This is a genomic window from Bradyrhizobium sp. UFLA05-109 (assembly GCF_054185165.1).
On the sequence record NZ_JBBIAR010000061.1, the window covers coordinates 45,696 to 55,846 of the forward strand.

At 64.9% G+C, this 10,151-nt stretch carries 12 protein-coding genes; 7 read left to right on the forward strand and 5 right to left on the reverse strand.

The annotated features are described in order from the left end of the window. Positions 1 to 2 precede the first annotated feature (2 nt). Positions 3 to 1,205 (reverse strand): pyridoxal phosphate-dependent aminotransferase, encoded by a 1,203-nt coding sequence (locus Q3C01_RS34055; protein WP_458149643.1) that lies wholly within the window; start codon positions 1,203 to 1,205, stop codon positions 3 to 5. 518 nt (positions 1,206 to 1,723) lie between these two features. Between Q3C01_RS34055 and Q3C01_RS34060 the strand changes: the two genes are divergently transcribed. From Q3C01_RS34060 to Q3C01_RS34085, 6 genes are all read left to right on the forward strand, one after another. After that, complete coding sequence (locus tag Q3C01_RS34060) at positions 1,724 to 2,374, forward strand: glutathione S-transferase family protein (RefSeq protein WP_458149644.1); 651 nt, start codon at positions 1,724 to 1,726, stop codon at positions 2,372 to 2,374. Positions 2,375 to 2,519: 145 nt separating this feature from the next. After that, positions 2,520 to 2,696, forward strand: a complete 177-nt coding sequence (locus tag Q3C01_RS34065) for a hypothetical protein (protein ID WP_458149645.1) — start codon at positions 2,520 to 2,522, stop codon at positions 2,694 to 2,696. A gap of 77 nt (positions 2,697 to 2,773) precedes the next feature. Next, the gene (locus Q3C01_RS34070; protein WP_458149646.1) at positions 2,774 to 2,920 is read left to right on the forward strand and encodes a hypothetical protein; all 147 of its coding nucleotides are present in this window, start codon (positions 2,774 to 2,776) and stop codon (positions 2,918 to 2,920) included. Positions 2,921 to 3,094: 174 nt separating this feature from the next. Further along, complete coding sequence (locus Q3C01_RS34075) at positions 3,095 to 3,907, forward strand: PAS-domain containing protein (protein WP_458149647.1); 813 nt, start codon at positions 3,095 to 3,097, stop codon at positions 3,905 to 3,907. A gap of 95 nt (positions 3,908 to 4,002) precedes the next feature. Continuing rightward, positions 4,003 to 4,458 carry a GNAT family N-acetyltransferase gene (locus Q3C01_RS34080; protein WP_458149648.1) on the forward strand — a complete coding sequence of 152 codons (456 nt, stop codon included), beginning with the start codon at positions 4,003 to 4,005 and terminating at the stop codon, positions 4,456 to 4,458. A 250-nt stretch (positions 4,459 to 4,708) separates the two neighbouring features. Beyond that, positions 4,709 to 5,650, forward strand: coding sequence for an aldo/keto reductase (locus tag Q3C01_RS34085; protein WP_458149649.1), 942 nt, complete (start codon positions 4,709 to 4,711; stop codon positions 5,648 to 5,650). A 16-nt stretch (positions 5,651 to 5,666) separates the two neighbouring features. Here the strand turns inward: Q3C01_RS34085 and hmuQ are convergent, their stop codons facing one another. The 3 genes from hmuQ to Q3C01_RS34100 all read right to left on the reverse strand — a co-directional run bounded on the left by hmuQ (position 5,667) and on the right by Q3C01_RS34100 (position 8,891). Continuing rightward, the gene (gene hmuQ / locus Q3C01_RS34090) at positions 5,667 to 5,990 is read right to left on the reverse strand and encodes a heme-degrading protein HmuQ (protein WP_458149650.1); all 324 of its coding nucleotides are present in this window, start codon (positions 5,988 to 5,990) and stop codon (positions 5,667 to 5,669) included. Between the two features lie 85 nt (positions 5,991 to 6,075). Next, positions 6,076 to 7,290 (reverse strand): DUF1501 domain-containing protein, encoded by a 1,215-nt coding sequence (locus Q3C01_RS34095; RefSeq protein WP_458149651.1) that lies wholly within the window; start codon positions 7,288 to 7,290, stop codon positions 6,076 to 6,078. A gap of 2 nt (positions 7,291 to 7,292) precedes the next feature. Continuing rightward, positions 7,293 to 8,891: a DUF1800 domain-containing protein gene (locus Q3C01_RS34100; RefSeq protein ID WP_458149652.1), complete on the reverse strand. Its 1,599-nt coding sequence runs from the start codon at positions 8,889 to 8,891 to the stop codon at positions 7,293 to 7,295. Positions 8,892 to 8,992: 101 nt separating this feature from the next. On the opposite strand from Q3C01_RS34100, the gene Q3C01_RS34105 reads away from it, so the two are divergent. Next, entirely contained in the window at positions 8,993 to 9,214 is a 222-nt protein-coding gene (locus Q3C01_RS34105; protein ID WP_458149653.1) for a cysteine-rich CWC family protein, read from the forward strand. Positions 9,215 to 9,229: 15 nt separating this feature from the next. Here the strand turns inward: Q3C01_RS34105 and Q3C01_RS34110 are convergent, their stop codons facing one another. Continuing rightward, the gene (locus Q3C01_RS34110; RefSeq protein WP_458149654.1) at positions 9,230 to 9,925 is read right to left on the reverse strand and encodes a glutathione S-transferase family protein; all 696 of its coding nucleotides are present in this window, start codon (positions 9,923 to 9,925) and stop codon (positions 9,230 to 9,232) included. Positions 9,926 to 10,151 lie beyond the last annotated feature (226 nt).

Here is a 10,151-nt window from a genome sequence, read left to right on the forward strand (position 1 = left end):
GCCTAGCGCAGGTTGCCGCAGAAGCGCTGGATGCGTTTGCAGGCGTCTTCGAGATCGGAGGTCTTGGTGGCGTATGAGATGCGGAAGGCCGGACCGAGGCCGAAGGCCGAGCCCTGCACGACCGCGACGCCTTCGCTTTCGAGGAGCTCAGTGACGAACGCCTCATCGTTTCCAATCACCTTGCCCGATGGCGCGGTCTTTCCGATCGTGCCGGCGCAGGACGGATAGACATAGAACGCACCCTCGGGGCGCGGGCACTCGATGCCATTCGCCTGGTTGAGCATGGAGACGACGAGGTCGCGGCGCTCCTTGAACACCTTGTTGTTCGCGGGGATGAAATCCTGCGGACCGTTCAGCGCTTCCACCGAGGCCCACTGCGCGATCGAGCAGGGGTTCGAGGTCGATTGCGACTGGATGGTCGACATCGCCTTGATGAGCTGCGCAGGACCGCCGGCATAGCCGATGCGCCAGCCGGTCATGCAGTAGGCTTTCGAGACGCCGTTCACGGTGAGCGTGCGGTCGTAGAGCTTCGGCTCGACCTGCGCGACGGTGGTGAACTGGAAGTCGTCATAGACGAGGTGCTCGTACATATCGTCCGTCATCACGAAGACATGCGGATGCCTCACCAGGACGTCGGTGAGCGCCTTCAGCTCGGCCTTGGTGTAGGCCGCGCCGGTCGGGTTCGACGGCGAGCAGAGGATGACCCATTTGGTCTTCGGCGTGATGGCACGCTCGAGCGCTTCGGCCTGGAGCTTGAAGCCGGTCGCGGCGGTGCAGACCACCGGAACGGGCTCGCCGCCGGCGAGCGCGACCATCTCAGGATAGCTGACCCAATAGGGCGCCGGGATGATCACCTCGTCGCCCGGATTGATGGTCGCCATCAGCGCGTTGTAGAGCACCTGCTTGCCGCCGGTGCCGACGATCACCTGGTTCGGCTTGTAGCTGAGGCCGTTCTCGCGCTGAAACTTCGCGATGATCGCTTCCTTCAACTCGGGGATGCCGTCGACCGCAGTGTACTTGGTCTTGCCGGCTTCGATGGCATGGATCGCGGCCAGCTTGATGTTGGCGGGCGTATCGAAGTCGGGCTCGCCGGCGCCGAGGCCGATGACGTTGCGGCCTGCCGCTTTCAGCGCGCGTGCTTTATCCGTGACCGCGATGGTCGCGGACGGCTTCACACGGTCGAGCGCAGCGGCAAGGAAGGACATCATCATCTCCTGGCGAGCGTCGTGAGCCCTTGAGCATCACGACTCTGATTGTGGGAATGATGCACCCTAGGACGGGTGGCGCTGCACCGCAAGAAACTTCGGCCTGTTGAGGCAAAAGTTTACGGCTCCGCGCCAACGAGGCCACGGATTTGCGCAATATTCCTAAACTTTGCTGCCGGAATGGCTCATATCCGGCAAGCATTGTCCTCCGAGCAATTTCGCTCCTTGCGGAAGGTGCAAGCCGCGGACCTGACGTGGCCGTGCAACCTGACGATGCGAAGTGATCGCGCAGATGATACCGCAACCATTCGCCGGCGCGAGATGAGCGCAAGCTGACGCAAGCGTGATGCGAATTGTTCGGTCGTGTTGAAATGATTTTTTGCGGCGTTGCAGTGCAGTAGCGATTTCAAGTTTTTCTAGCGCGCGGCCCTTGCGGCGGATTCGCAACGGCATCATTGTTTAGCCGCGTTGCAGGGCAACAAGCGGCGCCTTCCCATCACCGGATCAGAACCTCTGGAATGTACAAGCTCTATTCGATGCAACGCTCCGGCAACAGCTACAAGGTCCGCCTTGCGCTGGCGCTGTTGAACCTGCCCTACCAGGCAATCGAGATCGACATTCTGCGCGGCGAGAGCCGCACGCCGGATTTTCTTGCGAAGAATCCTTCCGGCCAGGTGCCGTTGCTCGAGGTCGGCGACGACCGCTACCTCGCCGAGTCCAACGCCATCCTCTGGTACGTGGCCGGCGGTACACCGCTCGCGCCCGAGCAACGCATCGACCGCGCCGAGGCGTTGCAATGGATGTTCTTCGAACAGCACGCGCTCGAGCCCAATATCGGTGCCGCCTATTTCTGGTTATCGCTGGTCAAGGGCGGCCGCGACCTTCAGACTCACGCGCTGGAGGACTGGATGGAGCGTGGCTATGGCGCGCTCCAGGTGATGGAAAACCACCTCAAGACCGCCGAATATTTTGCCGCCCGACAGCTCACCGTCGCCGACATCGCGCTCTACGGCTACACCCATCTTGCCGACCGCTGCGACTTCGACCTCTCGACCTTCCCGGCGGTCCAGGCCTGGCTGAAGCGGGTCGAGCAGGCCCCCGGCTTCGTGTCGATGGACTGGCGGCCGGCCGATATCGACGATCCCGCAAGCATCGCCGCGAGCGCCTGAGCGGGGCGAGAATACCGGGCACAACGTTAACCTTTGCCGCGATTTCGCCATGTTCGGCGCAGCCGCCGCCCCAATATTGCCGGTTGAAATTGTGACAGTGGTTTGCGTTGCGAGTGATTCGCTCGCGCGTTGAAGGATTTAGACCATGAATCGGGCGTCCGGCATGGTCGGCTTTCAGGGCCGATCCGCCCCCGTTGTCTCTTCCCGGTTGACAGGTGCCGTTGCGGCATCGCTCGCGATCGCAGCGCTGTCGCTGTGCCTGATCGTCACCCTGACGGTACTGACGACCCGGGCCACGATGGCGATGGGGCTTGCGGGCTGACCCCTCGTTCCATCCCGGACCACCACTCGGCACTTTCGGTGCCGGCCTGCGCAGACCGGCATCGCGACAGGACATCGATGAAGTCACCGGTGATCATCGTTGCAGTGACGCTGACCGCGGCGATCCTGGTCGCGGCATCGCTGTTGATTTTCGCCGGCGCACGCAAGAATACGGGCACTTCGACGCTGAACGTTCCGGCCGTGCGCAGCCATGTGACGGTGTAAGCGCACGCTGGCAGGCGCGCTCGCTCAAACGCGCTGCGATTTGGCGTAAAATCAGCGGAAAGCTCTGCACGCCGCCGCAGCCACGCCTTAAGCATCTGGCGCGAAATCGCACCGCAACGGTGCAACGATCGGCCACTCTCCTCGCGTTAGCTCGTCAGGGAGCAAGATAGGGCCATGCGCCTCGGATGGCGTACGATATCCGGTCCGGCGCTGACGGCAGCGACCGCGCTGCTGGCGCTTCTGCTCGATCGCTATCTTCCCGTCCCCTCGCCCGCACCACTGTTCGTCTGCATCGTCGCCTTTGCCGGCTCGCTGTCCGGCTTCGCCTCGGCCATGGCCAGTGCAAGTGTTGCGGTGATCGGCACGGCACTGTTCTTTCTCAACCACAAGGCCGTTCCCGGCTACGCCACGACCGACCTCGTACGGCTCGGCCTGCTCGCGATCACGGCAGCCGCCACCGCGGGGATTACCGGGCTGATGCGCGAGCGCCTGCTCGACGCTTTTGCGCTGGAGCGCCGGCATTACGCCACGGCGGAGCGCCTGTCGGCGGCGCTCGACCAGGTCGACATCGGCATTGTTTTGCTCGATGCAGAAACACGCGCCGAGTTCATCAACCGGGCGTTCCGCGATTATTTCTCACTGCCCGACGAGAGGGCCGAGAGCCGGCCGCCCTTCATCGCGCTGATGTATCACGGACGCGACACCGGCGCCTTCGAGCTGCCCGAGGATGAATTGAGCGCCTTCATTGCCGAGCGGATGGAGATGGTGAGGATGGGCGACGCCACACCGATCAATATCAAGCTCAGCAATGGCGAGGTGCTGCGCTTCGTCTGCACTGCGCTTCCCGATGGCGGACGCATGCTGAGCTACACGCCTGTGACCGACCTCGTCCGTCACAGCGACACGCCATCGCGCGCCGATTACTATCGCTCGCTGCGCGATCCCACCGGCCGCAAGCTGATCCGCTCTTTGCGCGTCGCCGAGTAGCGCAAGAGCAGGTTGATCAGCGCGGCAATCATACCGTATGAATGACGGCCCGCTTGGCCAGTCCCTCGCGTCCCCTTCGACCGCGGAATTTCGACATGTCCCTCAGCATTCGCGCCGTCACCCGGCAGGACTACGATCAATGGTTGCCGCTGTGGGACGGCTACAACGCGTTCTACGGCCGCTCGGGGCCGACCGCGCTCGCGCCCGAGATCACGCGAATGACGTGGCAGCGCTTCTTCGATGCCTACGAGCCGGTGCATGCGCTCGTCGCCGACAAGGACGGCCAACTGCTCGGCCTGACGCACTATCTGTTTCACCGCTCGACGACTGCGATCGAGCCGTCCTGTTACTTGCAGGACTTGTTCACGGCGCAAGCCGCGCGCGGCCAGGGCGTCGCCTCGGCGCTGATCTACGCCGTGTATGAACGGGCGAAGGCCGCGGGCTCGCCCCGAGTCTACTGGCAGACGCATGAGACCAACCTCACCGCGCAGCGCCTCTACGACAAGGTGGCGGAGCGCTCCGGCTTCATCGTCTACCGCAAGATCTTCTGAGCCGCGGTTGCAACCTGTGGATAAGCACGGCTGTCACCTGCACGTAACATTGCGGGACTAGGCTCCCGCTCGCGCCTGATCAGGCCCCCCGTCACCGATCACGCGCCCAAGCGGTCCCCGTCAGTCGCCGCGTCTGACCGGGGCCGCATTTTTTTGTGCGCATGGCAGCACCGCGGCCGTCGCCTTGCTGGCCGACCGCACGGCCGTCAGAATGGGAGCTCGTCCGCACGCTCCTCTGACAGGACCTCCCATGGAAATCCGTAATCTCGGCGCCTCCGGCCTGCGTGTCTCCGCCGTCGGCATCGGCTGCAACAATTTCGGCCAGCGAACTGATCTGGAGACCTCGCGCAAGGTGATCCACCGCGCGCTCGATCTCGGCATCACGCTGTTCGACACCGCGGACATCTATGCGGGCATGGGCGGTTCGGAGACGGTGTTGGGCACCGTGCTCGGCGACCGCCGCAAGGACATCGTGCTCGCGACCAAGTTCTCGAAGCCCATGTCGAGCGACGGTACCAAGCAGGGCGCCTCGCGCCGCTACATCATGAGCGCGGTCGAGGCGAGCCTGAAGCGGCTGAAGACCGATTACATCGACCTCTACCAGCAGCACGATTACGATCCGCTGACGCCGCTGGAGGAGACGCTGCGCGCGCTCGACGATCTCGTGCGCCAAGGCAAGGTCCGCTACATTGGCAATTCGAACTTCCCGGCTTGGCGTATCGCAGAGGCTGAGTTTACCGCGCGTGCGATGAACGTCAGCCGCTTCGTCTCGTGCCAGGATGAATACAGCCTGGTGGTGCGCGACATCGAGGACGACCTGCTGCCCGCCGCGCAAGAGTACAAGCTCGGGCTGTTGCCATTCTTCCCGCTGGCGAGCGGCCTTCTGACTGGAAAGTACCAGCGCGGCGCGGCGGCGCCTGCCGACACGCGCTTTGCCAAGGCGCCGGCGCTGCGCGACCGCTACGTCACGCCGCGTAACGAGGATATCGTCGAGAAACTCCAAGCCTTTGCCAAGGCCCGCGGCCACACCATGGTCGAGCTCGCCTTCTCCTGGCTCGCCGCGCGACCGCAGGTGGCGAGCGTGATCGCAGGCGCCACCCGCGTCGAACAGGTCGAGGAAAACGTCAAGGCGATCGCCTGGAAGCTCGGCGCGGACGAGCTCGCGGAGATCGACGGGATCACCAACAGCTGAAGCCTGCAGCGCGGCGCTACTTCCCGCCGCGCCCCACGGTCTGCATCACCTCAAAGCCTTCGAACTGGGGATGGCCGAGATAGAGCGGCTTGTTGTCGCCGGCTTTGTGATGCGCCGCGCGAAACGCCTCCGACTTGGTCCAGGCCTCGAAGGCCGCATAATTCGCCCACACGGTATGCGAAGCATAGAGCGTGTGGTCCTCGGCTTCCGGCCCTCTCAGCAGATGAAACTCGATGAAGCCCGGCACCTTGTCCAGATGCGTGTCGCGCGACAGCCACACCTGCTCGAAGGCAGCTTCGGACCCCTTGGCGACGCGGAAGCGATTCATGGCGATGTACATCTGGCGGATTCTCCTAACGCTCGACAACGTAGTTCGTCATTCCGGGCTCGCGCTTCGCGCGCCCCGGAATGACACCGAGTGTATCTCAACCAATCAGCCCTTTCATCGGCCGTGTCGCGCCGCTCTCAGGAAACACCGTCTCGGCGAGCACGCGATCGCTAAGGCCGAACTGATCCTGCAGCACGCCCTTGATCACGGAGCGCAGGTCGGTCGTCGGCTTGAGGTCGCGGCCTTCGTAGAGATTGCCGAGTTTCAAGCCCGGCCAGTCGGAGATCACGCGGCCGCCTCTCACGGCGCCGCCGGCGAGCAGCGCGATCGTGCCGGTGCCATGGTCGGTGCCGTCGGTGCCATTGATGCGGGCGGTGCGGCCGAATTCGGTTGCGACGACCACGACGGTGTCGCGCCAGCGATCCCCTAAACCGCTTTCGAACTCGGCAAGCGCGGCGTCGAGGCCGCCGAGCAGGAACGCGAGCCGCCCGACCGGACCGCCCTCATTGGCATGCGTATCCCAGCCGTCGAAGGCGAGTGCGGCGATGCGCGGGCCGTCGTCGGCCGCCATCAGTTTTGCAGCACCCTTCGCGACCAGGCGCATTTGCGCGACCGCATTGCCTCCCTTCGGCTTCATGTCGTCGCCGCTTGCCGCCTTCTCGAGCTGCAAGCCTTGCGACAAAGCGGACGCAAGCGGAGGGTCGCGGTGACGATAGAGATCGACGAGCCGCATCGCGGTGTCGTCATCGGCCTGTGGCAGCGCGACCGGCGCCCAGCCGACGGTCGGCGCGGCGCCGCGAAGCACCAAGGGCGTTGTCGGACCGACCGCAAGCCCGCTCGAGACGCGCTCGCCGCGCGGCAGCGCCTCCAGCGCGCGATTGAGCCATCCGGACTGCACGCGCCCGGGACCGGCATAGCCGCTTTCGAGTACGTCCTGGCCGTCGAAATGCGAACGGTCGCGATAGGGCGTCGACACTGCATGGATCACCGCGGCGTGCTTGTCGCGATACATGCGCGCAAATTCCGGCATCGATGGATGCAGCGCGAAGAACGAGTCCAGCATGAGCGCAGGATGCTCGCCGTCGCGCCTTAGCGCGATCGAGCCGTGCAGGCCGGCATAGTCGAGGTCGCCGACCGGCGCGACGGTCGCAAGGCCGTCGAGCGCGCCACGCAGGATCACCACGATCAGGCGGGGATCGCGACCGTCGGCCGCGCGCGCGAATTTCGGCAAGTACGCCCAGGCGGCGAAGGAGGCGCCGCCAAGCAGTAGCGCACGTCGCGAAGCGAGGAGCCGGTTCTCGGCGCAATCCATCGTCACCTCCTCTGCAGTTCCGGCGACATCAGGAGCAGCGCCAGGGCCTGCTGGCGCGATTCCGCGCGCTCGATGGTCCGCCGCGTCTCGGTCGAGGCCGCATCCGCCGCGGCGAATTCCAGCAGATCGAGCGGGTCGATATTGTTGCCGAGCCGCGCGCCGATCTGGACTGCGATGTCGAGCCTGAGCTTCATGCCCTCGGGCGCGGCCCAGGCGGCGTTGGTGTCGGGGAATCCGTTTGGTCCGGCAGGCGACCACAGCGGCTGTCCGAGCAGATTGAGGCTGCCCAGATATTGTCCGGGATCTTCCGGCACGCGCGCGAGCAGCCTGCCGCTCGCGACCAGGAATTCGTAAGGCGAGCGCATCTTGGTCAGCGGCGCAGCCCAGGCCTCGTTGGAATCGACGAGCGCAGTCGCAAGCGCCTTGAGGTCCCCATCGGTCTTCGCGAAGACGTCGCGCAGGCGCGCCACGAGCGCGGACGGTGGATCATCCGCAACGAAGTGACGGGCGAATTTGGTGGCGATGAAGTTCGCGGTCGAGGGATGGCGCGCGATATCGGCGAGCGCCGCTTCGCCCTGTGCGAGCCCCGCCGCGTCATAGGTCTTGCCGAGCAGCACCTGCGGCCCCGGCTGGTGGGCATTGGCGTTGAAGACGAAATTGCCGGGCTCGCCCAACCGGCCCTGCCGGCCGGCGAAGGTCCATCCCGTGATGATGCGCGCGAGCGAGGTGACGTCCTCCTGCGTGTAGCCGCCATTCACGCCGAGCGCATGCAGCTCCATGATCTCGCGCGCGAGATTTTCGTTGAGCCCGCGCTTGCGGTTCTGGCCAGCGCGCGAATCCGGACCCAGCGATTGCTGGTTGTCGAGGAAGAACAGCATCGCCGGATGCTGCTCGACTGCCTTGAGCATGTCGGCGAAACGGCCGAGCACATGCGGACGGATCGCCTCGCGCTCGAACGAGCCGGCCCAGATCCGCGCCAGCTCGCCCTTGGCTGCCGAGATGCAGAAATGGTTGGACCAGAACGCAACGAGGCGCTCGGTGAAGCCGCAATCGGCGAGCGTGGCGCGTTGCAGCCGCGCCAAAGCCTCGGCGCGAAACGTCTTCTGGATCACGTTGAGCGGCTGCGGCGCGGGCTTTGCTGCGGGCGCCGCCGCATTGGGCTGCATCGCATCAGCGGACTTTGCCGCGACATCGGGCGGCTTCATCTCCGGCGACTGGCCGGCGATGTCCATCGCGACTGCATTGAGCGACAGGTTGCGGCGCGCTGCGGGCTTCTGATCGGCTGGCGTCGGCGCGCTCTGGGTTTGCGGCGGCTGGCCTTCGCCTGGTTTCACATCACCTGATTTCGATTCACCGGCCTTGGCGGCCGCCTCGCGCGCCGCTTTCACCTGCGCCTGATATTCGAAGACGGCCTGGCCGAGCTGCGGCGTCGATTGCAGGCCCGGCGCTTCCAGCAGCACGCCGTTCGGCCGGCCGAGCTCCGCCTTCACGAAGCCACGCGGGTCGGAGGCCGCATTGACGAAGTCGCCGGATGCGCCGCCGCGCGCGCCAAAGCCGAACCGGTTGAGGGCAACGAGCGCAGCTTGCGGATCGCGGGCCATTGTTCTGTCCTTGCACTTCCTTGCGGCATGCGCACCGACTACTATACCGCCCTCAATGATGAACCCCGCATGAAAATGTCGGCGAAGCTTCGGCGCAAATGATGACAAATCGGAAAGAAATCCTCACCGCGCCCGCCGCCCCTTTGCGTCAGATCGTCTGTTCTCGCTGCGGCACGGCGTTTTCATGCGGACTATCCGACAGCTGCTGGTGCGCCGAGGAGACCGCGCGGCTGCCGATGCCGGTCGAGGGCGAGGATTGCCTGTGCCGCGATTGCCTGCGCAAGGCCGCGGCGTCGCGGAGCCCGGATGGAGCGCAAGCGTAATCCGGGCTACGAAACCTACACCTGGTGCCCCGGCGACTTCCCCGCCATGCCGTCGAACGCGTCGAGCAGCTTTTCGCGCCAGGCGTAGACGGAGTCGTCCGCCTCCAGCAGCTTGAACGGGCTCACCACGCGTGCCCATTGAAAGCCGCCGAACACGATGTAGTCGGCGTAGTTGGGCGCATTGCCGCCGAGGAAGGCTTGCTTCTTCAGAGTGAGACGCATGATGTCGAGTGATTTGCGGAAGGCGACGACGACGGCGTCGCGGCTCGCCATGATCTCCTCCAGCGGCTTGCCGAAACGCGCTTCACGCGTCCGGCGGAAATAATCCGCATCGACTTGCGCTAGGTTCTTCGGGATGTCGGCGATGATCAGCGGAAAGATGCCGCCGACGATCGCGATGTCACCCCACCCGTTCAGCATCCGCGCCATGGCGCGGCCGCCCTCGCCCCCGAACAACGACGGACGATCCGGAAAGGTGTCTTCGAGATAGTTGGCGATGGTCCAGGAATCGACGACTGGCCTGTCGTCGTGCAGCAGCACCGGGACCCTTTCCGAACCGTGCGGCGCGATCGCGGCTTTCTCGGTGAAGCGCCAGGGCAGCGTTTTGGCGGCAAGGCCCTTATGCGCAAGCGCCATGCGCGTGCGCCAGCAATATGGGCTGAAGGGGCGCGCAGCGTCAGTGCCGACGAGTTCGAAGAGTTTGAGATTCATGAGTGGCTCTTCCCAGTCCCCCTCATCCTGAGGGGCGCGGAACGCGCATCTCGAAGGATGACGGCCCAGCTATCGGCCGCCCTTCGAGACGCACGCAGGATGCGCGCTCCTCAGGGCGAGGGTCTCCCATTCTGGATTGCTTCGCCAACGCTCGCAATTGTGCATGTTCATTAATTCGGTGATCGAATCCAGCCCGGCAGGGAGGGTTCGATGCGCGACAATAGCT

Excerpts from the sequence above, each read along its gene's own strand:
- Q3C01_RS34100 (WP_458149652.1), bottom strand. The coding sequence starts at position 8,891 with ATGGCCCGCGATCCGCAAGCTGCGCTCGTTGCCCTCAACCGGTTCGGC.
- Q3C01_RS34080 (WP_458149648.1), top strand. The coding sequence starts at position 4,003 with ATGTCCCTCAGCATTCGCGCCGTCACCCGGCAGGACTACGATCAATGG.
- Q3C01_RS34060 (WP_458149644.1), top strand. The coding sequence starts at position 1,724 with ATGTACAAGCTCTATTCGATGCAACGCTCCGGCAACAGCTACAAGGTC.
- Q3C01_RS34070 (WP_458149646.1), top strand. The coding sequence starts at position 2,774 with ATGAAGTCACCGGTGATCATCGTTGCAGTGACGCTGACCGCGGCGATC.
- hmuQ (WP_458149650.1), bottom strand. The coding sequence starts at position 5,990 with ATGTACATCGCCATGAATCGCTTCCGCGTCGCCAAGGGGTCCGAAGCT.
- Q3C01_RS34055 (WP_458149643.1), bottom strand. The coding sequence starts at position 1,205 with ATGTCCTTCCTTGCCGCTGCGCTCGACCGTGTGAAGCCGTCCGCGACC.
- Q3C01_RS34075 (WP_458149647.1), top strand. The coding sequence starts at position 3,095 with ATGCGCCTCGGATGGCGTACGATATCCGGTCCGGCGCTGACGGCAGCG.
- Q3C01_RS34065 (WP_458149645.1), top strand. The coding sequence starts at position 2,520 with ATGAATCGGGCGTCCGGCATGGTCGGCTTTCAGGGCCGATCCGCCCCC.
- Q3C01_RS34085 (WP_458149649.1), top strand. The coding sequence starts at position 4,709 with ATGGAAATCCGTAATCTCGGCGCCTCCGGCCTGCGTGTCTCCGCCGTC.
- Q3C01_RS34110 (WP_458149654.1), bottom strand. The coding sequence starts at position 9,925 with ATGAATCTCAAACTCTTCGAACTCGTCGGCACTGACGCTGCGCGCCCC.
- Q3C01_RS34095 (WP_458149651.1), bottom strand. The coding sequence starts at position 7,290 with ATGGATTGCGCCGAGAACCGGCTCCTCGCTTCGCGACGTGCGCTACTG.
- Q3C01_RS34105 (WP_458149653.1), top strand. The coding sequence starts at position 8,993 with ATGACAAATCGGAAAGAAATCCTCACCGCGCCCGCCGCCCCTTTGCGT.